This is a genomic window from Streptomyces sp. NPDC006463, from assembly GCF_042870715.1.
In the GTDB taxonomy this organism is placed as follows: domain Bacteria; phylum Actinomycetota; class Actinomycetes; order Streptomycetales; family Streptomycetaceae; genus Streptomyces.
The window spans coordinates 1-24,289 of sequence record NZ_JBIAHP010000039.1; the positions used below are offsets into that span (position 1 = coordinate 1).

General features: G+C 69.7%; 23 protein-coding genes. 11 read left to right on the forward strand and 12 right to left on the reverse strand.

Annotated elements, in window-relative coordinates; all coding sequences use genetic code 11:
• Nucleotides 1-109 precede the first annotated feature (109 nt).
• A protein-coding gene (locus ACFYOB_RS38660; protein WP_388568975.1) for an IS5 family transposase occupies nt 110-918 on the reverse strand; the annotation gives its coding sequence in 2 pieces (ribosomal slippage) (nt 110-598 and nt 601-918; 807 coding nt in all).
• Nucleotides 919-1,369: 451 nt separating this feature from the next.
• On the opposite strand from ACFYOB_RS38660, the gene ACFYOB_RS38665 reads away from it, so the two are divergent.
• The 5 genes from ACFYOB_RS38665 to ACFYOB_RS38685 all read left to right on the forward strand — a co-directional run bounded on the left by ACFYOB_RS38665 (nt 1,370) and on the right by ACFYOB_RS38685 (nt 5,979).
• On the forward strand, nt 1,370-2,647 hold the full coding sequence (locus tag ACFYOB_RS38665) for a multicopper oxidase family protein (RefSeq protein ID WP_388568978.1): 1,278 nt from the start codon (nt 1,370-1,372) through the stop codon (nt 2,645-2,647).
• The gene (locus tag ACFYOB_RS38670) at nt 2,644-3,153 is read left to right on the forward strand and encodes a multicopper oxidase domain-containing protein (protein ID WP_388568981.1); all 510 of its coding nucleotides are present in this window, start codon (nt 2,644-2,646) and stop codon (nt 3,151-3,153) included. The genes ACFYOB_RS38665 and ACFYOB_RS38670 overlap by 4 nt, the downstream gene beginning before the upstream one ends.
• 125 nt (nt 3,154-3,278) lie before the next feature.
• Entirely contained in the window at nt 3,279-3,803 is a 525-nt protein-coding gene (locus ACFYOB_RS38675; protein WP_388568984.1) for a VOC family protein, read from the forward strand.
• A 164-nt stretch (nt 3,804-3,967) separates the two neighbouring features.
• A complete protein-coding gene (locus tag ACFYOB_RS38680) occupies nt 3,968-4,885 on the forward strand; it encodes an SAM-dependent methyltransferase (RefSeq protein ID WP_388568987.1) in 918 nt (305 codons plus the stop codon).
• Nucleotides 4,882-5,979, forward strand: a complete 1,098-nt coding sequence (locus ACFYOB_RS38685) for a hypothetical protein (protein WP_388568989.1) — start codon at nt 4,882-4,884, stop codon at nt 5,977-5,979. Before ACFYOB_RS38680 ends, ACFYOB_RS38685 begins: the two co-directional genes overlap by 4 nt.
• 55 nt (nt 5,980-6,034) lie before the next feature.
• Here the strand turns inward: ACFYOB_RS38685 and ACFYOB_RS38690 are convergent, their stop codons facing one another.
• From ACFYOB_RS38690 to ACFYOB_RS38710, 5 genes are read right to left on the reverse strand one after another with little or no spacing between them, the layout of a single operon-like run.
• The gene (locus tag ACFYOB_RS38690; RefSeq protein ID WP_388568991.1) at nt 6,035-7,426 is read right to left on the reverse strand and encodes a cytochrome P450; all 1,392 of its coding nucleotides are present in this window, start codon (nt 7,424-7,426) and stop codon (nt 6,035-6,037) included.
• Nucleotides 7,423-8,043, reverse strand: a complete 621-nt coding sequence (locus ACFYOB_RS38695) for an ATP/GTP-binding protein (RefSeq protein WP_388568994.1) — start codon at nt 8,041-8,043, stop codon at nt 7,423-7,425. Before ACFYOB_RS38695 ends, ACFYOB_RS38690 begins: the two co-directional genes overlap by 4 nt.
• Nucleotides 8,024-8,383 carry a DUF742 domain-containing protein gene (locus ACFYOB_RS38700; RefSeq protein ID WP_388568996.1) on the reverse strand — a complete coding sequence of 120 codons (360 nt, stop codon included), beginning with the start codon at nt 8,381-8,383 and terminating at the stop codon, nt 8,024-8,026. Before ACFYOB_RS38700 ends, ACFYOB_RS38695 begins: the two co-directional genes overlap by 20 nt.
• A complete protein-coding gene (locus ACFYOB_RS38705) occupies nt 8,380-8,784 on the reverse strand; it encodes a roadblock/LC7 domain-containing protein (protein WP_388568998.1) in 405 nt (134 codons plus the stop codon). The genes ACFYOB_RS38700 and ACFYOB_RS38705 overlap by 4 nt, the downstream gene beginning before the upstream one ends.
• 6 nt (nt 8,785-8,790) lie before the next feature.
• Complete coding sequence (locus ACFYOB_RS38710) at nt 8,791-10,266, reverse strand: sensor histidine kinase (protein WP_388569000.1); 1,476 nt, start codon at nt 10,264-10,266, stop codon at nt 8,791-8,793.
• Nucleotides 10,267-10,869: 603 nt separating this feature from the next.
• Between ACFYOB_RS38710 and ACFYOB_RS38715 the strand changes: the two genes are divergently transcribed.
• From ACFYOB_RS38715 to ACFYOB_RS38735, 5 genes are all read left to right on the forward strand, one after another.
• Nucleotides 10,870-11,199 (forward strand): hypothetical protein, encoded by a 330-nt coding sequence (locus ACFYOB_RS38715; RefSeq protein WP_388569002.1) that lies wholly within the window; start codon nt 10,870-10,872, stop codon nt 11,197-11,199.
• Nucleotides 11,200-11,369: 170 nt separating this feature from the next.
• Entirely contained in the window at nt 11,370-11,654 is a 285-nt protein-coding gene (locus ACFYOB_RS38720; RefSeq protein WP_388569004.1) for a hypothetical protein, read from the forward strand.
• A 497-nt stretch (nt 11,655-12,151) separates the two neighbouring features.
• Nucleotides 12,152-12,802, forward strand: a complete 651-nt coding sequence (locus ACFYOB_RS38725; RefSeq protein ID WP_388569006.1) for a hypothetical protein — start codon at nt 12,152-12,154, stop codon at nt 12,800-12,802.
• Nucleotides 12,795-14,324: a PQQ-binding-like beta-propeller repeat protein gene (locus tag ACFYOB_RS38730; RefSeq protein ID WP_388569009.1), complete on the forward strand. Its 1,530-nt coding sequence runs from the start codon at nt 12,795-12,797 to the stop codon at nt 14,322-14,324. The genes ACFYOB_RS38725 and ACFYOB_RS38730 overlap by 8 nt, the downstream gene beginning before the upstream one ends.
• A 277-nt stretch (nt 14,325-14,601) precedes the next feature.
• Complete coding sequence (locus ACFYOB_RS38735; RefSeq protein ID WP_388569011.1) at nt 14,602-16,488, forward strand: ATP-binding cassette domain-containing protein; 1,887 nt, start codon at nt 14,602-14,604, stop codon at nt 16,486-16,488.
• A 75-nt stretch (nt 16,489-16,563) separates the two neighbouring features.
• Here the strand turns inward: ACFYOB_RS38735 and ACFYOB_RS38740 are convergent, their stop codons facing one another.
• The gene (locus tag ACFYOB_RS38740; RefSeq protein WP_388569013.1) at nt 16,564-17,649 is read right to left on the reverse strand and encodes a DUF5937 family protein; all 1,086 of its coding nucleotides are present in this window, start codon (nt 17,647-17,649) and stop codon (nt 16,564-16,566) included.
• Nucleotides 17,650-17,748: 99 nt separating this feature from the next.
• On the opposite strand from ACFYOB_RS38740, the gene ACFYOB_RS38745 reads away from it, so the two are divergent.
• Complete coding sequence (locus ACFYOB_RS38745; RefSeq protein ID WP_388569015.1) at nt 17,749-18,969, forward strand: MFS transporter; 1,221 nt, start codon at nt 17,749-17,751, stop codon at nt 18,967-18,969.
• 149 nt (nt 18,970-19,118) lie between these two features.
• Here ACFYOB_RS38745 and ACFYOB_RS38750 read toward each other — a convergent pair whose 3' ends face one another.
• From ACFYOB_RS38750 to ACFYOB_RS38770, 5 genes are all read right to left on the reverse strand, one after another.
• Nucleotides 19,119-19,580 (reverse strand): hypothetical protein, encoded by a 462-nt coding sequence (locus ACFYOB_RS38750; RefSeq protein ID WP_388569017.1) that lies wholly within the window; start codon nt 19,578-19,580, stop codon nt 19,119-19,121.
• A gap of 58 nt (nt 19,581-19,638) precedes the next feature.
• Nucleotides 19,639-20,646 (reverse strand): helix-turn-helix domain-containing protein, encoded by a 1,008-nt coding sequence (locus tag ACFYOB_RS38755; protein ID WP_388569020.1) that lies wholly within the window; start codon nt 20,644-20,646, stop codon nt 19,639-19,641.
• A gap of 123 nt (nt 20,647-20,769) precedes the next feature.
• Complete coding sequence (locus ACFYOB_RS38760; RefSeq protein WP_388569023.1) at nt 20,770-21,123, reverse strand: UBP-type zinc finger domain-containing protein; 354 nt, start codon at nt 21,121-21,123, stop codon at nt 20,770-20,772.
• Entirely contained in the window at nt 21,120-22,577 is a 1,458-nt protein-coding gene (locus tag ACFYOB_RS38765; RefSeq protein ID WP_388569026.1) for an ATP-binding protein, read from the reverse strand. Before ACFYOB_RS38765 ends, ACFYOB_RS38760 begins: the two co-directional genes overlap by 4 nt.
• The gene (locus tag ACFYOB_RS38770; protein WP_388569028.1) at nt 22,574-24,250 is read right to left on the reverse strand and encodes an FAD-dependent oxidoreductase; all 1,677 of its coding nucleotides are present in this window, start codon (nt 24,248-24,250) and stop codon (nt 22,574-22,576) included. The genes ACFYOB_RS38765 and ACFYOB_RS38770 overlap by 4 nt, the downstream gene beginning before the upstream one ends.
• Nucleotides 24,251-24,289 lie beyond the last annotated feature (39 nt).

Sequence of the window (24,289 nt, forward strand, 5' to 3'; positions counted from 1 at the left end):
GGAACGACGCGACGACATCCACGAAGCCTTCCTCGGCCTCGCCACCTGCCTCATCACCCACCGACATGTCCAACGCCTTTGTTAGGACCTCTAAGAGCTCGTAACACGATCATGAATCGTGCTTCTTGAGGCGTCGCCAGCAGATGAGGCTGCAGGCGAGCGAGATGAAGGCGTTGTGGAGTTCGGTGCGGTGTTCCCATCGGACGGCGAGTCGTTTGAACTGGTGGAGCAGGGCGAAGGTCTGCTCGACAACGTAGCGGAGCTTGCCCATGCCCTTGATGTTCGGGGCACCCTTGCGGGAGATGACGGGCAGGATCCGGCGTTTGCGCAGCTCATCGCGGTTGGGGTTGGAGTCGTAGCCCTTGTCTCCGAGCAGGGCCTCGGGACGGCGGCGGGGTCGGCCGGGACGACCTGCCACCGGTGGGATGCCGTCGACCAGGGCGAGGGTCTGGGTGACGTCGTTGACGTTCGCCGCGGTCGTGATGACCTTGAGCGGGGTGCCGCGCCCGTCGCAGATCAGGTGGTGTTTGCTGCCTGTTTTCCGCCGGTCGACCGGCGACGGACCGGTGTCGGAGCCCCCTTTTTCGCGCGGATGTGGGAGCCGTCCACGCAGGCCCGGGACCAGTCGAGCCGGCCGGCCGCGTTCAGCTTGGCGAGCAGGATGCGGTGCAGCTGGTCGAATACCCCGGCCTGCTGCCAACGCTCCAGTCTGCGCCAACAGGTCTGCCCAGAGCCGAACCCCAGCTCCAGCGGCAGGAGTTGCCAGGCGATGTCGTTGCAGAGGACGTACAGGATGCCCTGCAGACACATTCGGTCCGCCACTGGCCGAGGACCTGGCGACCGCTCCGGCCAGGGCGGCAGCAACGGCTCGATCACTGCCCACAAGTCGTCATCCACGATCCACGGCCGAGTACTCACACCATCCCGAACGGCCAAATCGTCGCACCAGTCACGGCCGACCAGGACATCTCACCAAGATCCTGTTACGAGCTCTAAGGGCTGTCCCGTAGGCCGCGTTTGGAAAGTCCGCTGCGCAGCCGAATATGACGCACCGGAAGAATGTTACAGGCATTCAGACCGGCTTTAGGAATTGAATTCTAATTCCAATGCCTGCCGAATTGCCACTGAGATCGGCTCAACGAGTGGCTTTCCCGGACCGGACCGGCGCGCTGCGGAAGCCCTCCGAACCAGCCCTGCGTCCCCTGGACGCTACGTGAGGCGACGGAAGGCTGGAAACCATGGTTGGACGAAGGGAATTCCTCTTGGCCGGCGCCGTGGGGGGTGCGGCAATTCTTTCCACGGGATGTTCCGGGAGCACAGACGTACCGTCGACGGGTCACGGGGCGGGGATGGGACACAGGACGCCCCGGTGCCTCAGACCCCTCCGCTGGCGAAGTACGTCGACCCGCTGCCCATGCCGATGACAGCCATCCCTGATCCATCCGTGTACCCGGGCGCCGACTACTACGAGCTCACAATGCGGCAGGGCACGTGGCGCTTCCACCGGGATCTCAAGCCGGCAACCGTCTGGGGGTATTGGGCCAGGAACCCGCGCGATCCTCACAAGGCGATCGGCATGGGTTACCTGGGGCCGACCATCAGCGTGAACAGGGACCACCCGACGGTCGTCAAGTACCGCAACGAGCTGCCCACCACCCACCTGTTCCAGTTCGTGATCGACGCCATTCGCAAGGGGGACCCCGAGCTCACCCCGATGGCTCCGCCTCCCTACAAGACCAAGCCGCCCTTTCCCCCGAATGTCAACGTGTGGAACGTCGTGCACCAGCACGGCGGTTTCACAGCGCCGCAGTCCGACGGCATGCCGCTGCACTCGTTCAGCCCGGACGGCTTCCACGCGGAGTCCTACACCACCCTGGACCCCAGCCGGGTCAAACCCAACGAAGCGATCTGCGCCTACACCAACCACGAGCTTGCGTCCATGCTCTGGTATCACGATCACGGCATGGGGATGACCAGCGTCAACGTCTACGCGGGCCTTGCCGGTCTCTACCTCATTCGCGACCCCGCCGACGAGCGGCTCGGGCTGCCGCGAGGTGAATTCGAAGTCCCCCTCATCCTGCAGGACCGGACCTTCCACCGGGACGGCTCACTCGCCTACACCATGACCCAGAGGGAGGGCGAGGACACCCCGGTCGTCAACGGGAAGGCGTACCCTTTCCTGGCCGTCGAACCGCGACGCTATCGGCTGCGCATTCTCAACGCTTCGAACGAGCGTTTCTGGCGGCTGAGGTTCGAAACTCCCAGGAACGTACTTCCTCAGCCCACACTGCCGTTCTGGCTGATCGGCACCGACGGCGGCTTCCGTGCTCCGTTGCAGATGCTGAACTTCCTGATCTCGCCGGCCGAGCGGTACGACCTGATCGTCGACTTCAGTCAGATGCCCATGGGCACGAACATCACACTGACGAACTACCACGCGCCGGTCCACTTCCCCGGCATGCCCGGCATGGGGCCGGTCATCTCGGAAATCATGCAGTTCCAGGTCACCAAACATTGTCCGGAGGCGGGGACAAGACGACGCCGCCCAAGAAGCTCCAGCTGCCGGCGGTCGCACCCATCGAACCGGAACCGGACACCCGCCGACGGGAATGGGTCACGTACCAGCACAAGCTCTTCGGCACCATGACGTTCAACGCGGTGCCGTTCATGGAGCCGTCCCAGGACTTCATCAAGGCGGGTTCGAGCGAGATCTGGGAGTACATCAATCCCAACCACGACGCCCATCCGATGCATGTCCACCTCATCAACTTCCAGGTGCTGAACAGGCAGCCGATCGATGCGGCCGGCTACCAGGCGGACTACGAAAAGTGGCTCGACGGTGGCCGCAAACCGGAGGCCCGCCCGGTCTTGGCGAACTACCTCACCGGCCCGCCGATTCCGCCGGACCCGGACGAAGCACTGTCCTTCAAGGACACGGTCAAGTCCTATCCGGAGACGGTGACCAGAATCATCACTCAGGCATTCAGCCCGCCGACGGCTGCGATCGCGTCGATTCCGGGCAGCGGCGCCGAGTTCCCTGCGACGTACGTCCACCACTGCCACCTCCTCGAACACGAGGACGACGACCTGATGCGCCCCTGGACGATCGTCGACCACGACGGTGACGAACACGACGCCGGCCACAGCAAGTGACGGGCGGTGGCCGCCGCCCCGGCTCGCCACAACAGCCGCGACGGTTCGTGCATCCAGGACGAAAACTGACCTGATTCGGTCCTACTGTCGTCACGTCAGCAGGAACCGACGGAGAGGACGTACCGATGAAGCACACCGCCCCCGAGGGTTACACCAGCGTCGCACCGTGGGTGGTCACCGACGACACCGGCGCGCTGCTCGACTTCATCGCGGCAGCGTTCGACGGCGAAGAGATCGCTCGCGTACCGCTGGAGGACGGGACCATCGGCCACGGCGAGATCCGCGTCGGCGACACGGTCGTACTGGCCTTCGACCGCAGGCCCGACTGGCCGGTGCTGCCCTCGATGCTGCGCATCTACGTCCCCGACGCGGATGCCGCCATGGCCGCCGCCGTGGCGCACGGGGCAACGGTGATCACCGAGGCCTCCGACAACGCTTGGGGCGACCGGGGCGGCAGGGTGCGCGACCCCTTCGGCAACATCTGGTGGGTGACCAGCCGGGTCGAGGACATCGCACCGGACCGGGCCTGGCAGCGGATGTCCGAGCCGAAGTACACCGAGTCGATGCGCATCGCCCAGGAAACCCTGGACGCCGAGCTCAGCGGACGGGAGTCCGGGGTGGCCAGCGCCCCACAACACCCGGCCCCCTGATCCCGCCTTGAGCGGATGCTGCCCTGTGTTGCTCCAGCGGGCTGACGTGGGGCCCACGAAGTGCCACGATGATCCGTGCTCAACAGTGCGCCTGTCGGGACGCAAGTGAGAGGGCGGAAGCGCGTCCCGGAGACAGCCCTACCCCACGAAAGGGCGGACACCCCATGCGCGTTACACCTCTCGTATCGTCCTTAGGCAGCGGCCAGGGCTCCGCCGCGGACGATCCGGTGCGGCTCTACTACAGCCGCAAGACGCAGGAGATCCTCCAGAAGTACGGCCCGGGCCCCCGCGTTCACTTCCACGTGGGGCTGTACCCCGACGGCCCTCCGGACACCATCGTTTCCCAGAGCACGCTGAAGCAGCGCCTGCTCGACGCGCAGGAGCGGATAGTCGAGCACGCGGCCCGTTCGTGGGGCGCGTACGAGGCTCCTCCCCGGCGGCTGCTGGACATCGGCTGCGGCCTGGGCGGCACGTCGCTGTACTGGGCGCAGGAGCACGGGGCATCCGTCACCAGCCTCACCGTCGCTGCGGCACACGTCCCGATCGTCCGGCACTTCGCCCGTCACGCAGGGGTCGCGGGGCGGGTGAAACCCGCGTTGGCGGATGTCCACGACCTGGACCAGACCCGCGCGTACGACGCCGTCTACGCCAACGAGAGCAGCGGATACACCGACCGGACCCGTCTCTTCGAGGTCGTCGCCAAGGCACTTGAGCCCGGTGGATGGTTCGGGATCCAGGAGCATTTCGTGGGCCGCTCCGAGTGGCGCGAGTTCATGGACGGCTATTACAGAACGCGTCTGGGGCAGCGCGGGGAATACCTGGCCGCGGCCGAGGCAGCCGGCTTTGAACTGGTGCAGGACGAGGACGTGACGGAGTCGGTGGCGGAGTTCTGGGTGCAGTCCATGGCGTGGAACACCGCGGAACTCGATCGGCTCCGAGCGGGCGCCGACGTCACGTCCGGCGCCTGGACCGGCGAACGGCTCGCACAGTCGACGATCGCGCACAGCAAGTTCTTCCGGCTCTGGCGTGACCACGCGGTGGAGACGCGGCTGTTGCTCTTCCGGATCGGTGGCGGCCGATGACCGCTTCGCCGCGCCCCTCGCTCCTCGGTACGCGCCTGCCCTCCTTCTACTGCCCCCTGGAGCGCGACCTCGTCCATCCCGAGGCGAAGCAGGTGGAGTCCCGGGCAGTGGAGTGGCTGGACGCCTTCGGCCTGTACCCCGATGCGGTCGAGCGCGCGTGGGGCCTGGCCACCCACAGCGCCGACTTCTCCTGCCGCATCATCCCCGACGGGAAGGTGGAAGCCGTCCTGCTGTTCACCGAATGGAACTACTGGGCCAACGCAGTCGACGATTGGCAGGATTCGGGTTCCGACGAGGTGGGGACGCGTGCCGTCGTCGAACACGGTGCACGTCTGCTGCGGACCATAGAGGACCCGGGGGCGTCACTGCTGCCGGAGGGCCCCATGACCCGTGCGCTGGTGGACCTGGTCAACCGCACCCACGCCATGCTCACGCCCTACGAGCTGCGCAGGTTCGTCGAGGGGACGCGCGACTGGCTGCTCGGGGCGGCCTGGCGGGCCGCACAGGCCGAGGCCGGGACCATGCCGGGGCTGAACGACTTCGTCGCCATGGGGCCGCTGGCGAACGGCACCCGCTTCTCGTTGACCTGGTCCGACGTCGCCCGCGGAGACCGACTGCCGGCGGACGTGCTCTGCTCCCCGGCGCTGACGGCTCTGACGGATGCGGCGGGATTCGTCGTCAGCGCGGACAACGACCTGTTCTCCTACGACAAGGACGACCACCTGGAGCCGCGCGAGGTGAATCTCGTCAACGTCCTCGCCCACCAGGAGAACTGCTCCCCCGCCGAGGCGGTGCCGCTCGCGGTGGCCTTGCGTGACCGGGTGATGGTCCTCTTCCTCAGGCTGCGGGCACAGTTGGAGGACGACGCGGACGGGGCACTACGCCGTCACCTGGCCGCATTGGGTCACTACGTGGCCGGCTCCATCGCCTGGCAGAGCCGGGCACCCCGCTACGCGAGTCCGCGCAATCGCTACGAACTTCCCCTCGCCGAAGCCAGGTTCGCGATCCGGTTCGCGGGCACCCCCGGCATCGCCGGAATCGAGCCGCCTGATCTGCCGGCCCTCGCATACTGGTGGCAGCAGGTACGCGGCTGAGCGATGTCGAGGGCCCCGGCCGGTGCGGCCGGGGCCCTCGGCCCGGAGGGCCGGCTCAGCGGCGGCCGAGCAGTCGGCGCCACCAGCTGACGCCACGGCGGGGATCAGCGGGCGCAGGCGCTGCCGTCGGCTGCGGCGGGATCAGCGCGTGCGCGGGGTGCCCGGACGGCTGCTCCGGCTGGGTTTGCGGGTTCGGCGCGGATCGCGGGGCGAACCGTACCGGCAGTGACAGCAGGTGGCGTGACATGAGGGTGCCACGCCATTGGAGCTCGCTCGCGTCGACCGCGAGCTGGAGGTCGGGCAGCCGGTCCAGCAGGACCTCGATGCCCGTGTCCGCGATCGCGCGGCCGATGTCCTGGCCCGGACACTCGTGCGGTCCGCTGCTGAAGGCCAGGTGGGAGCGGTTGCCGTGGACGGAGACGTCGGGATCCGGCCGGATCTGCGGGTCGGCATTGCCCGCGGCCAGGCCGAGCAGGATCATGTCTCCGGCCTTCACCTCCTGGCCGCCGAGCAGGGTGTCACCGGTGGCCCAGCGCCCGATGATCGTGTTGATCGGCGGGTCGTCCCACAGGACTTGCTCCAGGGCGTCCGGCAGGGTCATGTGACCTCCGGAGAGGCTCGCCCGGAAGCGCGGATCGGTCAGTACCGACCGCAGCGTGTTGGCGATCAGGTTGGCGGTGGTCTCGTAGGCGGCGATCAGCACGACGCGCAGGTGCATCAGCACTTCGGTATCGCTCAGGTTCGCGGGGTGCTCGATCAGCCAGGAGGCAAGGTCGCGGGCGGGCTTGGCCTTGCGCTCCATGACCAGGTGTTCCAGCGTGGCGGTGACGTAGCGGTCGCTCTGGAGAGCCGTCTCCGTCCCCTGGAGCATGTCGCGCGCTGCGTTGACCAGCAGGGGTCCGTGTTCGTCGGGCGCCCCGATGAGCTGCGTCATGACCAGCATGGGGAGTTGGTCGGAGAAGGCGGACACCAGGTCGGCGTACCCCTCGCCTGCGATCTTGTCGACGAGCTGGTTGGCGAAGCGGGTCACGTAGCGGCGGATGCCTCGCTTGTCGAAGCGCTCCAGGGACTCCACCACGGCTGCGCGCAGCCGCTCATGAACGGGCCCGTCGGTGAAGTTGCACACCGGCACCCAGGTAACCATGGGGCCCAGCGGGGTGTCGGCCGGCACCCGGCCCTCTCTCATGTCGCGCCAGCCGCGGGGGTCGCGGGCGAAGCGCGACGACATGCGCGCCACGTCCAGGTTCTCCCGGTGACCGAGGACCAGCCATGCCGGCAGGTCCCCGCTGACCAGCACGGGGGCCACCGGCCCGTGCTCGGCCCGCAGCTTCTCGTACAAGGCGAGGGGGTCGGCTTGGGCCTCCGGTCCGTGGAGACGGTAGAGGCCGCCGACCGTTCCCGCAGCGTGGGCGGGGCACTCGGGCGGTGGGGTGGGGCTGGTACTCACATTGCCTCCTGGGTGGCTGCCTGGGAATGCAGGTAGTGCATGAGGGTCAGCAGGACATCGCGGGACGAGTCGCGTCGTCTGGCATCGCAGACGAGGATCGGGACGGCGGGGGGCAGATCGAGGGCCTGGCGCAGTTCCTCCAGCGGATGCTCGGGCGCGCCGGGGAAGGAGTTGACGGCCACGACGAACGGGACCCCCCGTTCCTCCAGTCGTCCGATGACATCGAAGCTGATCTCCAGCCGACGGGTGTCGAGGAGTACGACCGCTCCGAGCGCGCCCTCGAAGAGCCCGCGCCACAGGAACCAGAAGCGCTCCTGGCCGGGTGTTCCGAACAGGTACAGCACGAGTTCGTCGTTGATGCTGATGCGGCCGAAGTCCATGGCCACGGTCGTGGTGATCTTGCGGGCAACACCCCAGGTGTCGTCGACGCCGACGCCCGCCCTGGTCATCGTCTCCTCGGTCGTCAGCGGCTTGATCTCGCTGACCGCGCCGACCATCGTCGTCTTGCCCACGCCGAAGCCGCCGACGATGACGACTTTCACTGCGGCCGCGGCCGTCTGCGGGAGTATGTCCGCGTGGCACGGCCCGGCGGGTGGGTCAGAGCCTTTGAAGTCCATCTATCACTGCCTCGATCAGAGCAAGGTCGGGTAGCTGCGCGGCGGGAACGGGCGGACGGACGTGTACGCGCTGGGCGGCCATCAGGTCTCCGACCAGCACGGTGACGACGCTGACGGGCAGGCCGGCGTACGCGGCGATCTCGGCCACCGACAGCGGTGACCGGCACATCCGCAGGATGGCTGCCTGCTCGGGCTGCGTCTCGGGCTGGGCGGGCCCTTTGGCCACGACCAAGGTCACGAGGTCCAGATGGACGGCAGTGGTGGGTCCGCTGCGTCCGCCGGTGATGACGTAAAGCCGTTCGGGGCTCCCGTCCTCCCAGCTGGTGGGCGAATCATTCACGCGGTCTGCCCGTCATGTCGGGGCGGGCTGCTCAGGTGGTCCCCCATTCGGGTCACCAGGTTGCGCATCTGCGCGCCCATCAGGCCCGCGTCGACGTCCTCGTCGGCGAGAACCGCAAGGTAGGAACCGTCACCGGCGGCCATCAGGTAGAAGAACCCGCCGTCCATCTCGATCACGACCAGGCGCATCCTGCCCTCGGAGCGCGGCAGTTCCGCGGCCACCGCTCCGGCAAGGCTCTGCAGGCCCGCGCAGGCCGCTGCCAGGCGGTCGGCCGTGTCGGTCTCGGCCCCGTACTGCGCGACGCAGAGCCCGTCCGCGGACAGTACGATCACGTGCCGCGTCTGCGGCACTCCGGCGGCCAGGTCCTTGAGCATCCAGTCCATACTGCTTCGCTGAGTCATCACTGCTCAGGCCCCCTTGGTCGCTGAACCCGGCGCGTCCTGGGCGCCCTGCGTGTCATGGCCGGGTGTGCCGGACAGTCCGCTGTGGAACGCCTCCAGCCACATTCCGGGGCCTCGGTCGTCCGCGGACCGCGGCTCCGCGGCAGGCCGGGCGTCGGAGGTGGTGACACGGTCCTTACGGCGTCGCTGCGGCAGGCCGGTCGCGGTACGTTCGGTGGCCGGCCCGCTGGTGACGGGCACCGGCCTGGGCGCACGGGCCGGTGCCGACCGGGGCGCGGAAACGCCGGCCGACAAGTGGTCGAGGGGGTGCTCGCGCGGTGTCGCGGACACTGCCCTGGGCCCCGATGAGGAGCCGATGCCGTGGGCGAGACCGGTCGCCGCGGACGCCATGGTGATCAGGTGCTGCGGCACGATGACCACGGCGCGGACGCCGCCGTACGCGGACGAGCGCAGGGACACCTGGAACCCGTACGCCTGGGCCAGCCGGCCGACCACCGCCAGGCCGAGCCTCGGCGTCTCGCCCAGGTCGTTGAGGTCGATGCCGGACTGTGCCTGGGCGAGCATCTGCTCGGCCCGTCGGCGGGCCTCCTCGCTCATGCTCAGGCCGCCGTCCTCGATCTCCACGGCGATGCCCGACTGCACCTCGACGGCCGTGAGGTGGACCCGGGTGTGCGGCGGTGAGTACCGGGTGGCGTTGTCCAGCAGCTCTGCCAGGGTGTGGATCAGCGGCTCCACGACCGGCCCCACGACGGCGACCTCGGAGACCGAGTGGAGCTCCACCCGCTGGTAGTCGATGATCCTCGACATCGCGCCGCGCATCACGCTGTACAAGGTGACGGCCCTGCTCCACTGGCGTCCGGGGCGCGCACCGCCGAGGATCGAGATGGAGTCGGCGAGCCTGCCGATCAGGGCGGTGCCGTGGTCCAGTCGCAGAAGGTCGCCGAACACATCCGGGTTGCTGCCGTGCCGGTCCTCCATCTCGCGCATTTCGTGGGCCTGCTGGTGGACGATCGCCTGCACGCGGCGGGCGACGTTCACGAAGGCCCGCTGCGCCGAGTCGCGGAAACTCTCCTCGTTGTCGACCGCGTCGATCACGTGGGCCAGCACGGCCTGCAGGGCGGCTCTGAATCGCGGGGTCAGGGCCACGTCGTCGCCCCAGCGGTTGCCGTGTCCGCCGCGCCCTCCGAGGGAGGTCAGCAGCTCCTCGGCCGGCTCGCCCTTGCGCAGTCGCTCGATGGCCTCGGGCAGCACCGACGCGGACAGGCGGACCGCCTCGGACTCCTGCTGGGACAGGGCGTGTTGGAGAGCCGCGACCTGGGTGCTGCGGGCGGCGAGCGCACGGCCCCGCCGTAACGCTTCGACGACCACCGCGGCGGTGCACGCGCCGCCCGCGGCGATCAGGACGGTGCCGACCGGTTCCGAGGAGGAAACGAGCGCCCCGACCATGCAGGCGGCGGCCACGGCCACGATCGCGGGCAGCATCCGGCTTGTTCCCCCCTCCAGGTGGCTCGCTTTGGGGGGAATATCTCTTTGCTCCATCAGCGTCCTCGAACTATCGAAAAGGATGACCTTCTGACCGGTGGGCGGGAGCGTAACTACGCCCAACTGCCCGCATGTGGGCTTTCGTTGGAGTTCATCGGACCGGAGGAATCGTTATGCGCCATAGACGGCGGCGAACTCCGGCAGTGGCGGGGGCCCGTCCACGGCGAGCGGCCGCGTAGCGGGAGGTCGACGACGTGTCGACCCGTTCGCGACCAGGGAATCCGCACTCTCATCGCGATCGGCCCTGGCCGGATTGCTTCGTTCGGAAGTGGCGTCGGGGACAGGAATGCGCTATAAGCGCGCCACGGCGGAGCGAGCCGGTCCGGGATGCGGCTCGGGCTATCACAGAGAGTCACATCGAGTGCACCCGGCGTGGCCGCGGAAGAGGCAGGGGGATCGGCAGGTCCGGCCCGCCACGGGACTGCCCCTGCGCCACGTCACCGGCCGGGCGGACTCGTCCGTGCGAGGCCCCTGCCCCACACTGGTACATGGGCACCCCTCACCGCTGGTGCCGGCCGGATCCCGGTGTGCGGGAGGCGCAGCATGGTCATCAGTCACCACATCACCGAAGGCACCCTGCACGTGAAGATCCTGCAGGAGCTGAACGTCACCAATCGGGCCGCGGCCGCGCTGCAGATCGAGTCACTCGTCCACACGCACGGCCCCTCCCGGGTCACGATCGAGCTGCCGACCGACGCCCCCTCCGCCATGACCTTCAGCGCGCTGGCCCGTGCCTCCCGGATGTGCGAAAGCCTCGGCATCCCCCTCACCGCAACAGGTCCCCGCGGACAAGCACCCCTGCTCCTCCCCGGCCACGATGCCGTCGCGGCCCGACCCCAGTCGCTGGAACACGGTGCCCGCCACGACCACTGACTGCCGTCGTCGAGCTTGGTGCGGGTGGCGAGGCGGGTGGAAGCCGCCGTTCGGATCACCCGAGGCGACCCATCAGGTGATTGCCGGACCCCTGACGGGCCGGTCCTCCATCGCAGGGGTACGACGTCTCCACAGGTGACGAACCCGGAACCCACGTGAGGAGCTCGGCGATGTACGCAGCAGTCCGGCGGTATGAAGGGGTGACCGATCCGGCCGAGGCAGGACGTTTGGTGAACGAAGGGTTCGTGCCGCTCATGCGTCAGGTCTCCGGTTTCGTGGCCTATTACTGGGTCGATGCCGGGGACGGAGTGATGGTCTCGACCAGCGTCTTCAAGGACCAGGCCGGTGCCGAGGAATCGATTTCGAGGGCGACGGACTTCGTGCGGGACAACCTTGCGTCACTGCTGCCCAACCCTCCTCAAGTCATGTCCGGTGAGGTCGTGGCTTCCGCGTGACAGCGTTCGGATCGGCCACGGGTCTTGCTTGGGGGTGTCGTAGGACGCGATGAAGGCCCGCTCGCGCAGGTAGACCAGCACGGTGTTCCCGTATGTCTGCGCGCCGGCGTACGCAAGACCGTGCCGGAGCAATCTCGCCGCATGGGGCCGCCACCCCTCATGGAGTGGTGGCTCTTGTCCTGTCGGCGCTGGCGCGGATGGCGGTGATGACCGTTGCGCGCCCAGTGGTTACACCGGACGGCGCGCCGTACGAACTGATCGCCGACGTGCTCGACCTCCTGGCAGAGGGCCGGGATGCGCGTCCCCTTCACCTGAAGCGGCATGCGCCGCGCCGCTGCAGCAGTGACTCAACTCTGCCGGCGTGCGGTCAAGCCACGTACGCCTCCGATTCAGGAGCGGAACCCGCGCAACCCCCCAGCGTCCTGCACGCTCCCACCCGGTGCGATTGCCGCGCACGCGGGGCGATTGGATGGGCCGTGGACGACGTAGGAGGAGTAATGGCGCTGCACCCCGAGGGCATGTTCACCAGCGGACCGATCGCGCACCTCGTCGGGCTCGCCGCGGGCGGGCCCGATCCGCTGGAGTGGGAGGTGCTGCGGCTCACGCGGGTCACCCGGACCGATCACTGGGACGTGGCCTGGCGACACACCGCACAGCCGCTCGCCTCCCAACTCGACTATCTGGCAACGGCGTTCAGCGAGGAGTTCTTCGCTACCTGCCCGCCGGACGCCCGCCGGACATGGACAGCGGCCGCCGGGACCAAGAGCGTGCCCGAGTTCATGACCGAGCTCGCGATGCTGTTGCGGCTCGCGGACCGCGAGTGGCCCGCCGGCTACGAGGAAGTCCCGCTGGCCCAGTGGGAGGTGCGGGCCCGGTTCCCGCTGCTGCTCGCGCTGGACTCCTGGGCGTACGACGGGGAGCACGCCTCGTACGAGGAGAGCCTGCTCGCCTTCATCGAAGCCGAACACCCCTTCTGCTACGACGAGTTGATCCCCCGTCTGACCCAGGCGCTGGAGGTACGGACGCTCAGCACGCAGTCCGGCGCCTTCGCCGCGTCGTTCCGGAACCTCGTGCCGGCCGCGACGCCGGAAACCCTCGACGTCCTCGCCCGGATGTCGTTCGCCCATCTTACGGAGCACCATGGCTGACCAGCCGGAACCGCACACCGCACTCCACGACCAGCCCTTTCCCGAACTGCTCGGACACGCGTGCCAGGCCGTGATCAGCGCCGACGGGCAGTGGATCGCCGTCAGTTCTGTGATGCACCGGTCCAGCCGCGTCGCCGTGTACCGCGCCGCGGACCTGTCCTGCGCCCATCTGCTGACCTTCACGATGGAGGCCGAGTCGATCGCGTTCCACCCCACGCTGCCCCTGCTCGCCGTCGGCCTCGACAACTACGACGAGTACTGCCGCGAAGGCGGTCTCACCCTCCTTGAGGCCGACACCGGACACCGCGTCGACTTCACCGACCCCGCATGGGGCATCGAGCCCGTCCGCTGGCTGGACGACCACACCCTCCAATTGACCTTCTTCGCCCTGGCCGACGGCGTCGACGGCCTGATGGCTCGGGCGTCCGTCGTACGCGAGAACTGGCGCGGCCTCGCCCCCGACGCCCTCGATCTGACCGCCCTCGACCGGACAGCGCACGACCCCGAGGACCCGAGGGCGTACGACGACATACCGCCCCCGCAGCCGCTGCTGCGCACGCTCGCCGAGCGGGCCGGACGCAGTTACGACGGGCGGGGCGGGGTCCGGACCGTGGCCGGGCTCCGCGACGGCCGGGTGCTCGCCACCCGCCGGGACGTGGCGGTGGAGTGCTGGGCCGCGGACGGATCGGCGCTGTGGAGCGTGCCCGCGCCGTCGGCGAGCGGCGGCACGCGCATCGAGGTGGCCGCCGACGAGCGGACCGTACGCGTGGCCGCGGCCGGTCCCGACGCCCGTGCCAGGACCGATTTCCTGCTCGTCGACACGGCTGACGGCACCGTCCTCGACCAGCACTCGGTGCCGTTCTCAGCCGCGATGTCCGCGCGTACGGACGGGGTCTGGGCGATCCGGGACACGTACAACCGCAGCATCGAGACCGAGCCGCCCACCCCGCCCAACACCCGGATCTTCGCCGCCGACGGCAAACGGATCGGCTCGGTCCATGAGCCGGACCGGTACGACCTCGTCCCGCTCGACGCCCGCCGGTGCCCCGAGCTGCTGTACGGGCGAAGGGGTCGGGACGTGGTCGCGCTCGCCCCCGACGGCGCGGCCGAGACCGTGCTGTTCACCGTCGACGCGCCGCTCGGCCGGGTGGTGTACGCGTCCGATGCCACCGGCACCGCCCTGCTGCACGGGCAATCGGAGCTCGTCCGCCGGGCCTTCCCGTCCGGTGAGGTCCTCTGGAGCCGGCCGTTGCAATCCGCGGTCTTCGACCTCGACGTGCACGCCGGGGTCCTGCACGCCCTGTGCGCCGACGGCAGCCTCGTCTCCGTGGACGCGGCCGACGGGGCGGTGCTCCACCGGCGCCCGCTGCCCCCGTACCAGCCGGTCTCCCTGCACGCGGCTCCCGACGGCACGATCCTCGTCGGCACCACCGCCGGCCAGATCCTGCGCTATCCAGCGGTCCACGCGCCGACCGGGACGGCCGGCCGGGACGCCGTCGGGGCCGCAAGCGATTTCCGATGACCTGACCCCCGCACCGGCTGGTTCCGGCCAACCTGTTGTGCCGGCCGACCCGGGAGCCTGACGGCATCCGAACGCGATCAGCTGCCACGCCAAGGGGGCCGTCGCCGCGAGGTCGGCCAGATCCCGCTGCTCCGGCCCCCGGTCTGCGCTGTACTCACTGCCCCAGCTCCGACGACCCCGCAACCGCCCCTCCGCACACCGCGGACCCGGGGTTCTTCGCCATGTGCGGGTTCGGACGAACTGGCCTCCACGACAACCCAGTTGAAGGAGACGCAGCATGTCCGAGCAGCAAACCGAGAAGCAGGAACCCATCGCACCGCCAGCCCCTCCGGAGTTCAAGTACAGCTGGGGCCAGCACCACGAGACCATGGAAGCGCTGTCGCTCGGGCAGATGGCCCGTCGCGTTCCCTCCGCCCTCAAGCAGACCGCGCGGCTCGCCGTCGCCGTCAACCGCACCGCCTTCCACGTGCTGGTCGCCTCGCAGATCCTTGGCGGGATCTGCACGGCGGCAGCGCTCGCGGCGATCGCCCAGGCGATGGTTCCGCTCCTGGCCGGCGACGGCGCCCAGGAACGCATCTCGGCCGCCGCCTGGCCGCTGGCCATGGCGGCTGCGATGACCGCCCTCGGTGCCCTGGCCTCCATCAGCTCCGGCAGCGCGGCCCGCCGTCTCAATCCCGGCATGGCCACCCTCGCCGACCTCGCGATGGTCGACGCCCACATGGATGTGGAGCTCGCCGCCTACGACGCCCCCGACTTCACCGAACGCTCGGAGGCCGCCGAGACCGGCTCCGCCCGCTCCGCCATGCTCCTGCAGGACGCCCTGGGCTTCACCGGCGGAATGATCGACATGATCGCGGTCGCGTCCGTCCTCGCCGTCGTGCACCCCGTACTTCTGCCCCTGCTCCTCCTGTCGGTGGTCCCCCGCGGCCTCGGCTCGGTGTACGCGGCGCGCCTCGACTACCGGCTCCACAACCAGACGATCGCCTCCCGCAACATCAAGCACATGATGCGCTGGCACCTGACCACCCCGAAGCTGGCCGACGAGTTGCGCGGCAACAGCATGCGGCCCTACGCGCACCACTGGTACGCGGCCGTCTGCGAGCGCATCGACTCCAAGATGGTCAGCTCCGCGCCCCGCTACCTCACCGTGTACCTGATCGCCGCCACCGCCTCCGGGGTCTTCGTCGTGGCGACGTACGGGGCGCTCGCCGGACTCGTCATCGGCGGCTACATGGCCATCGCCGCCGCCGGCACGGCCATCGTCGCCATGCGCACCTCCACCGCTGCCCTGTCACAGCTCGTCGTCTACGGGGCGGCCATGTTCCAGCACGCCCTCTACCTCGGCGACTACACCACCTTCGTCAAGGAGGCCGCCGAGAAGTCCGGCCCGCGCGGCCCGCAGGTAATGGAGAGCGGGCCGGAGAAGATCCGGCTGGAGGAGGCCACCTACACCTACCCCGGCAAGGACACCCCCGCCCTCGGACCGGTCTCGCTCACCCTGGCCAGGGGTGAGGTGGTCGCCGTCATCGGGGAGAACGGCGCCGGGAAGTCCACGCTGATCCGGCTGCTGACCTCGCTGACCGCCCCGACGTCCGGCACCGTCACCTGGGACGGCGTCCCGACCTCGGACGCCGACCAGCGCTCCGCCTGGGCCCATGTCGGCCTCGTCACCCAGTCGTACGGGTACTGGCCGTTCTCCGCCCGGGAGAACATCACCCTCGGCCAGCCGGACCCCCGCGGCGAGGAGGCCGTGTGGGAAGCCCTGGAGGCGGTCGGCATGCGGACGACCGTCGAGGAGTTCCCCGACGGCCTGGACACGCTCCTGGCACGCTCGATCTGGGGCGGCCACGAGCCCTCCGGCGGACAGTGGCAGCGCATCGCCTGCGGTCGCGCCTTCCACCGCAAGCCGGGCCTGCTGGTCATGGACGAGCCGACGAGCGCGATGGATCCGCGCGGGGAACACATGGTCTTCTCGGGCCTGCGGGGCATGAAGGAGGACCGGATCACGGTGATCGTCACACACCGGATGGAGAACTGCCGCCTCGCGGATCGCATCATCGTCCTGGACAGCGGCCGAATCGTGGAACAGGGCTCCTTCGACCAGCTCGTCACCCTGAACGGGGGCCGATTCCGCGAGCTGTACGAGCTCTCGCAAGACCGATGACATGAGGCGGTGCGGAGCCCACCCGCGGCGGTGTGCTCCGTACCACCCGCCCGAGTTCCGGCAGACCGCAGCCGCTCAGCGCAGTACGGCAGCCAGCAGGTCGGCGCCCAGTGCCGTCAGACCGGGCAGGTCGAGGGTGTACCGGACGTAACGACCGTGCCGCCGGGCCGTGAGCAGGCCCGCGCGGCGCAGGACCGCGAGGTGGCGGGAAACCTCCGGGGGTGAGAGTTCCCAGGCGTGGGCCAGTTCACCGTTGGTGTGCGGGCCGCGGGCGAGGGTGCGCAGGAGCCGCAGCCGTACCGGATGTGCGAGCGCCTCCAGCCGTAGTGTGACCGTTTCCAGCGATACCGGCTCTGATGGACCCGGCTCGGCCACGGGGTACTGCACCACCGGCTGCCACCCGGGCGCGTGGACCGCCACCAGGTGCGGGCGGCCGAAGACACTGGGGATGAAGGTGACCCCGGTGCCGTGGGCGGCGGTCGCCTTGTCCTGCAGCTTGTCCACGATGATGCAGTCGCCGTCCGGCGCCAGGGTGACGGCGCCGGAGACCGAGGCGAGTGCCGCTCCGATGCCCTGGCGCTTCAGCAGGTCGTTCTTCAGTCGCAGGTCGGTGGCGAGCTGTACGGCGACGTCCGTCCAGGCGGCGTCGAAGAAGGCCTCGGCGCACTGTTCGAGGGTGTGGCGCACCCGTGTCCGCACGGCGGCCGGGTCCGCGAGCAGCCGTTCCGCGAAGGCCTCTTGCCGCGCGCCGCGGGCCTGGGCCAGGTCCAGGGCCCGTTCGCGCGACGTCGCGTCGGTGAGCGGCGACGGCGCGGCGAAGTGGACCCGGTTGCTGCCGCACGTGGTGACGAGCGCGGCGGTCACGTACGTTTCGTCGTCGATCCGGTCCACGTCGTCCAACTCCTCGGTGAGGGTCGGCCGAGGTCGGGCGGGGATCAGGAAGTCGGCTTGTGAGGAACGCCAGAGGAACTCCGCCTCCCGCAACCGCTCGGCCAGCTCGGGCCGCAGCCCGGCCCAGACGTCCGCGGCCCAGCCGGCGAGCTGCGGATGATGCCCGGGTTCGGCCAGCACGTGCAGCATCGCGGTCAGCTCGGCCAGCGGGGAGGCGGCGAACCGCAGTCGCTCGGACGGCAGGCCGCCGATGTCGATCCTCAACGTCACCCCCTCATCATCACCGACCGGGTGGCCGGCGACGGCGTCGGTTGACGGTGTCCGTCAACCGACGCAGCCGGTCCGGTGGCCGAACGCACCGTTGACGCCATGACAACCACCACCAAGATCCGGCCCCGCGCCCTCGTCCGTGCCTCCGGAGGCCCCCGCTATGCCGTCGCCCTGGCCGTGGACGCGCTCGGGACCGGCCTGCTGCGGCCGTTTCTACTGCTCTACGGGGTGACGGTGCTGAGGCTGTCCGCGCCGGTCACCGGCATCGCCATGACGGTCGGCATCGTCGTGGGTCTGGTCTGCATGCCCGCGGTGGGCCGATGGCTCGACCGGGGCGCACGCAGTACGGTCGTGGCAGCGTCGATGCTGGTACGGGTGCTGGGCGTGGCGCTGCTGCTGGCCACCCCGGCCGGGCAGGTCTGGCTGTTCTCGGCGGCGGCGCTCTTCCTCGGCATCGGCAACCAGGCATGGCCGGCCGCCCACGCGGCTCTCGTGGCCACGGTCGCCCACGGCCGGGACCGCGACGTCGCTCTCGCGGGAGGCCGCGCCCTGCGCAACGCAGGCCTGGGCGCGGGCGCGCTCCTCGCCACCGCATGCCTGGCGGGCGGCACCGCCGCGTTGCAGGCGCTGGCGGCCGTCACCGGGCTCGCCTATCTCACTGCGGCGGCCTTGGCGTGGTCGGTCCACGTACACGCCAATCCGGCCGCCACCCCGGCCAAGGAGAGGGAGGAGGGGCCCGCGCCCCGGATGCGTACGCTGCTGGCCGCCAACGTGGTCTACGTCTTCTGCCTCAACGTCCCCGAAATCGCGCTCCCTCTGGTCCTGGTGACACAGATGAACGCATCACCGGTGTGGTCGGCAGCCATCTTCGTGGCCAACACGGTGCTGGTGGTCACCCTGCAGGTTCCGGTCACCGTCCTGATGTCCCGCTTCTCCCGGCGCACCGCGCTGGCTCTCGCCGGCGTAGTACTCACCGCGGCCTACCTCGGCTTCCTCGCGGCCACCTCACTGGGACACGGGGCTGCCCCGGCCGTCGCCGCGGTGTCCGTGGTCTGCACCATCGGCGAGATCATCTACGCCGGCAGCGCCACCGCGCTCGTCACCCACCTCGCCCCGGCGCACGTCCTGGGACGGACCCTCGCCCGCTTCGAGCTCTCCACGGGGTTCGGCCTCGCCGTCTCCCCGGCGGTCATCACCGCTCTCGCGCCCCACGGCTCGGCGGCCCTCTGGGGCAGCCTCGCCGCTGCGACGCTCCTCTCCGCCGGCGCCGTAGCCACGGAGAAGGATCGACGAGGGAGGCTTGGCGCCGGTTTTCGTTGAGAAGAACTGCCGAAGGACCGGGCTCGCTCAACGGAGAAGTCCCGGTCCCTCGTCCCAAGCTTGTGTGTCACGACCCGGTAGTCGCGTACGCACCCGCTGCCGCGGGCAGCCCGCGCCTACAGGTCGTCACCTCCACAGGGCCGGCCGGGTCAGTGCCAGAGCTGGTAGCGGCCGTTGTTCTCGTCGTGGAGGTAGACGCTGCTGCCGCTGTCATTGGCGTCCAGGAATCGGCCGGTCGCCTTGTGCTTGAGCTTCCAGCCGGCCGACGTCTGAACCTCGTACCAGCGCTGGTAGTCGTTGCCCGTGCACGGCTCCATGTAGACGTCGTTGTCCCAGTAGCCCGTCAGGCAGTACCCGCGGTCGTCGTTGCGCTTCATGAGCCATGTGCCGTCGCCGTTGTTGTACTCGTACCAAGACGTTCCGTAGGACGAGCAACCCCACATCTTGGCATCGTTGTTGTCCAGGTTCCAGCCCAGACACAGACCGGACACCTCGTGCTGCCAGCTGACCGTGCTGTTGGCGCTGGCCGGTGTGGCAACGCCAATAGCAAGGCCAGTGGCCACCCCGACCATGGCAAGGGTCTTGCCGATCGGCTTCAACGAAGCGAACATCGCAGTTCCTCCCATTGCGCGACAGTACGGGCCGGCCTGTACCAGCCCGCGTCCGAATCTAGGAAGGATTCGATCGCCGCACTGAACTGTCGGCGCCGGATTCCTGAACAGTCCGCGCACGGAACTCGGTAGGACTGATTCCATACAGCTCGCGGAAAGAACGGCTGAAGACCACCGGGCCGCTGAAGCCCCAGCGGGCGGCGATGGCGTGCACGTGGCGGGCGCGGAGATCGGGGCGGACGAGGTCGGCGCGGCACCGCTCCAGGCGGCGCCGCCGGATCCGGGTGTGGACGCTCTCCTCCTGGCCGTGGAAGAGCTGGTGGAGACTGCGCACCGAGATGTTGTGGCGGGCGGCGATGACGGAAGGAGTCAGCTCCGGATCGCTGAGGTTGTGTTCGATGAAGGCGTAGATGCGCTGCAGGAGAGCCTGTGCGCGGACCTCGGCGGGGAGGTGCTCCTCGATGTCCAGGTGCTGGGCCAGGCAGGCCGTCGCGAGGTCGACCGCGACCTTGCCGAGCCGCCACGTCTCTTCGGGCGCGCACTGCGCGCCGTGGTCTTCGAGGGCGGTCATGAAAGACGCCAGGATCGCTGCCAGTCCGCGGTCGCCCGGTATGCGGCGGGCGAGCAACTGGTCGAGGCGCCCGGTGCGCAGCGGCAGGACGGCGTGGGGAAGCAGCAGGATCGTCGCCTGCACCTGACCGTCTTCGGCGAGCATCTCGTTGTCGGAGGGGCGCGAGGTGTCCCAGAGCATGAGGTCGCCGGCTCGGACGGTGCTCACGTTTCGGTGCTGGGACAACGACGTGGCGCCCTTGCGTAAGAGCGCCAGCTGATACTCCTCCGGGTCCCCGCGCCGGATCAGCGCGGGTGTACGCCGCGAGCGCAGGGGCGACAAGGCGAACCTCGCCACACGGAGTTCTCCCAAGGCCATTACGGCGGCCTTCCCCTGAAACTCGGCAGGCCGCTCGCTGCTGAGCACAGTAGGCATCACCTCACGCGAGATGAGGTCGGCGTACCAGTCGAACCGCTCCCTCGCGGGCAGTCCGCCCGACGACACCACTGACCACATCCCGCGCCCCCCGTTCGATTTTCCCGGCAGGACCAAGGATGCAGCGAAGGGCTCTCCTCCAACTCATGGTTCGAGCCCCCGCGTGGCGCCGGGCGCGGGCAGGTGAACGGTGGCCGGGCACCGTCAGCGGTGGAGCAGGCTCGTCCAGTCCTGGGGGACTCGGCCGGTCGGGCCCGGGGCCGGCTGGTCCGCGGGGTGGCTGGCCGGCGGGGTGAGTTCGGGGCCGGACTCGTACAGTTCGTCGCTGTCGTAGTTCCAGAACCACTCCTCGCCCGGCTCGAAGCTCTGCACCAGGGGGTGGCCGGTGGACTTCCAGTGCCCGGTCGCGTGCTGGGCCGGGGAGGAGTCGCAGCAGCCGATGTGCCCGCACTGGGCGCAGCGGCGCAGGTGGAACCACCAGCCGCCCACCGCGTCGCATGCGGCGCAGCCGGTGCCGGTGGGCGGGACGCTCGGGTCGATTCCGTCGATGCCTGTCATACGGACTCCTCGGCGCTCTCGGTTTCGGGGGCGGTCAGGGGCAGCAGCACCTGGAAGCGGGTGTCGCCCGGTGCGGATTCGACCTGGAGGCTGCCGTGGTGCTTGTTGACGACGATCCGCCAGGAGATGTCCAGGCCGAGGCCGGTGCCCTCGCCGACCGGCTTGGTGGTGAAGAAGGGGTCGAAGATCCGGCTGCGGACGTCTGCCGGGACGCCGGGACCGGTGTCGCGGAACTCCACCAGCAGGCGGTCGCCCTCCCGTGCCGTGCGGACCGTCAGCGTGCCGTCCCCGCCTGTGCCGGCGATGGCGAAGACGGCGTTGTCGATGAGGTTGGTCCACACCTGGTTGAGCTCCGCCGGGTAGGCGGGCACGTCCGGCAGCGAGCGGTCGTACTCCTTGACCACGCGGATCCGGGGACCGATCTTGCCGGACAGCATCAGCAGGGTGCTGTCGAGGAGTTCGTGGACATCGACGACGCGGTGCGGGGCACGGTCGAGCTGCGAGTACTGCTTGGCCGCGTCCACGAGGTGGGAGATGCGGGTGGTGGAGTCGCCGATCTCGTCCATCAGCAGCTCGGTCTCGACCGTGTAGTTGAGCCAGCCGATGGCCGACGGCAGGATGTCCTCGGCCACGGTTGCCGCGACGTGCTCCAGCCACTGCGTGTCGAGCCCGGCCTGTACGAAGGTCGGCGCGATCCGCCAGCCCTCCGCGATGCCGTGGTCGTCGAGCCAGTCGGCGAGCTCGTCCTCCCGGTCGGACGCCTCCAGCGGGCTCAACACCACTGCCTTCGCGACGCGTTCGACGGTGCGCTCCTGTATCTCGATGAGGTCGGCGATCGCCTCACGGGAGTAATTGCCCTGGGCGATGACGGCCAGCTTGTGCCGCATCTTGCCGACCCGTTCCCGCAGCGTCGCCGTGGCCCGTACGGCCGCCGCGGCCGGGTTGTTGAGCTCGTGGGTGAGCCCGGCGGACAACGACCCGAGGGCCAGGAGGCGTTCGCGCTGGCCGATGGCCCGCTGGGTGTTCCTCGACCCGAAGAAGAGACCTTCCAGCAGGTGCGCGGCCATCGGGAACCAGTCCCGCATGATGTCCGCGAACGACTCCGCAGGCAGCACGAAGAACCGGGTCGGCTCGGTCACCCGCATCGAGTTGGTGTACGTCTGCGGTACTCGGTCGCCCAGGTACGCCTGCATGGCTCCCGCGTACACGCCGCGCTGCGAGGTGCGGCTCACCTCCACGTCGTCGCCGCCGACCCGGCGGGAGAGTACGACGGTGCCCTCGATCATCACGTAGAAGCAGGTGGCCGGGTCGCCCTCGGTGTACACCGGGCCGGCTTCGAACCGCTCCACCCGCCCCTCGGCGCACAGCCGCCCGAGCTGCTCCGGGGAGAGCTTCTCGAACAGGAACAGGGAGGCGATCTCCTGCGGGCTGCAGGGCATGATCCGGCCGCTCATGACTGCTCCAGGTAGCGGTGGACGAGCATCACGGCCATGGCTCCCTCTCCGACGGCGGACGCGACGCGCTTCGCGGACTGGGCGCGCGCGTCGCCAGCCACGAACACGCCCGGGATGTTGGTCTCCAGGTGGTAGGGCGGCCGGTCCAGTTCCCACTCGGCCGGCGGCCGGCCGTCCGCAGTGAGGTCCGGCCCGGCCAGGATGAAGCCGTGCTCGTCGCGCAGCACCGTACCGTCCAGCCAGTCGGTCAGCGGGGCCGCGCCGATGAACACGAACATCCACTGGGCGTCGACCAGTTCGGTCGCGCCGCTCTCCTCGTCCCGGAGCGTCAGCCGCTCCAGGTGGCCCTCGCCGTGTGCCTCCCCGACGACGGTCCGGGTCCGCACCGTGATGTTCGGTGCTTCCTCGATCTGCTGGATCAGGTAGTGGGACATCGACGCCTTCAGCGAGTCCCCGCGTACCAGGAGCGTCACCGATTTCGCGCCGCGCGCCAGGTACATCGCCGCCTGCCCGGCGGAGTTGGCGCCGCCCACGATGTACACGTCGTGCCCCTGGCAGGAGGACGCCTCGGTGAGCGAGGAGCCGTAGTACACCCCGCGCCCGGTCAGGTCGTCGCAGCCCGGCGCGAGCAACTGCCGGTAGGACACTCCGGTCGCCAGGATGACGCTGTGCGCGGCGATCGACGAGCCGTCGGAGAAACGGACGACGCGTGCCGGGCCGCTGGTCTCCAGCCCCGTGACCTCGCGCGCGGTGAGGATCTCTGCGCCGAACCTGCCGGCCTGGCGACGGGCGCGGTCCGTGAGCTGCGCGCCGGACACCCCGTCCGGGAAACCCAGGTAGTTCTCGATGCGGGAGCTCTGCCCGGCCTGCCCGCCGGTAGCCGACCGCTCGACCAGTACCGTCCGCAGCCCCTCGGAGGCCCCGTACACGGCCGCGCCGAGCCCGGCCGGGCCGCCGCCGATCACGACGAGATCGTAGAAGTCGGCGGTCGGCGTCGTCGCGAGCCCCACGTGGGCGGCCAGGTCGGGCGCCTCCGGCTCGACCAGCGCGGTGCCCTCCGGAGTGATCACCACGGGCAGCCGCTCTGCGTCGGCCCCGGCCGCCTCCAGCAGTCGCTGTCCCTCGGGCTCGTCGGAGGAGTACCAGCGGTAGGGCACCTGGTTGCGGGCAAGGAACTCCCGCACGGACGAGGAGCGCGCCGACCAGCGGTGGCCGACCACCTTGGTGGCGGGTACCGGCCGGTAGTCGCTGGTGCGCCAGGCCGCGAGCAGGTCGTCCAGGACGGGGTAGAGCTTCTCCTCGGGCGGGTCCCAGGGCTTGAGCAGGTAGTGGTCGAGGTCCACGACGTTGATCGCGTCGATCGCCGCGTTGGTGTCGGCGTAGGCGGTCAGCAGGACGCGCCGCGCGCCCGGGTACACGTTCAGGGCTTGTTCGAGGAACTCGATGCCGTTCATCTGCGGCATGCGGTAGTCGGCCAGGATCACCGCCACCAGGTCACCGCGCAGCTTCAGCTCGCGCAGTGCCTCCAGCGCGGACTCGCCGGACTCGGCGCGCACGATCCGGTACCCGGCGCCGTAGTGGCGTCGCAGGTCGCGGGCGATGGCACGGGAGACTCCCGGGTCGTCGTCCACGGTCAGGATGACCGTGCGCGCTGTGTCGGCGGCCTGTGCCATGCGTCTCCACCCCGAGTGGTCTGGGCGGGCGGCACGCGG

Bases quoted from the DNA above. Each gene is read 5' to 3' on its own strand.
- ACFYOB_RS38670 (WP_388568981.1), top strand. From the start codon at position 2,644: ATGACGTTCAACGCGGTGCCGTTCATGGAGCCGTCCCAGGACTTCATC.
- ACFYOB_RS38675 (WP_388568984.1), top strand. From the start codon at position 3,279: ATGAAGCACACCGCCCCCGAGGGTTACACCAGCGTCGCACCGTGGGTG.
- ACFYOB_RS38680 (WP_388568987.1), top strand. From the start codon at position 3,968: ATGCGCGTTACACCTCTCGTATCGTCCTTAGGCAGCGGCCAGGGCTCC.
- ACFYOB_RS38685 (WP_388568989.1), top strand. From the start codon at position 4,882: ATGACCGCTTCGCCGCGCCCCTCGCTCCTCGGTACGCGCCTGCCCTCC.
- ACFYOB_RS38695 (WP_388568994.1), bottom strand. From the start codon at position 8,043: ATGGACTTCAAAGGCTCTGACCCACCCGCCGGGCCGTGCCACGCGGAC.
- ACFYOB_RS38705 (WP_388568998.1), bottom strand. From the start codon at position 8,784: ATGACTCAGCGAAGCAGTATGGACTGGATGCTCAAGGACCTGGCCGCC.
- ACFYOB_RS38710 (WP_388569000.1), bottom strand. From the start codon at position 10,266: ATGCTGCCCGCGATCGTGGCCGTGGCCGCCGCCTGCATGGTCGGGGCG.
- ACFYOB_RS38715 (WP_388569002.1), top strand. From the start codon at position 10,870: ATGGTCATCAGTCACCACATCACCGAAGGCACCCTGCACGTGAAGATC.
- ACFYOB_RS38720 (WP_388569004.1), top strand. From the start codon at position 11,370: ATGTACGCAGCAGTCCGGCGGTATGAAGGGGTGACCGATCCGGCCGAG.
- ACFYOB_RS38725 (WP_388569006.1), top strand. From the start codon at position 12,152: ATGGCGCTGCACCCCGAGGGCATGTTCACCAGCGGACCGATCGCGCAC.
- ACFYOB_RS38730 (WP_388569009.1), top strand. From the start codon at position 12,795: ATGGCTGACCAGCCGGAACCGCACACCGCACTCCACGACCAGCCCTTT.
- ACFYOB_RS38735 (WP_388569011.1), top strand. From the start codon at position 14,602: ATGTCCGAGCAGCAAACCGAGAAGCAGGAACCCATCGCACCGCCAGCC.
- ACFYOB_RS38745 (WP_388569015.1), top strand. From the start codon at position 17,749: ATGACAACCACCACCAAGATCCGGCCCCGCGCCCTCGTCCGTGCCTCC.
- ACFYOB_RS38750 (WP_388569017.1), bottom strand. From the start codon at position 19,580: ATGTTCGCTTCGTTGAAGCCGATCGGCAAGACCCTTGCCATGGTCGGG.
- ACFYOB_RS38755 (WP_388569020.1), bottom strand. From the start codon at position 20,646: ATGTGGTCAGTGGTGTCGTCGGGCGGACTGCCCGCGAGGGAGCGGTTC.
- ACFYOB_RS38760 (WP_388569023.1), bottom strand. From the start codon at position 21,123: ATGACAGGCATCGACGGAATCGACCCGAGCGTCCCGCCCACCGGCACC.
- ACFYOB_RS38765 (WP_388569026.1), bottom strand. From the start codon at position 22,577: ATGAGCGGCCGGATCATGCCCTGCAGCCCGCAGGAGATCGCCTCCCTG.
- ACFYOB_RS38770 (WP_388569028.1), bottom strand. From the start codon at position 24,250: ATGGCACAGGCCGCCGACACAGCGCGCACGGTCATCCTGACCGTGGAC.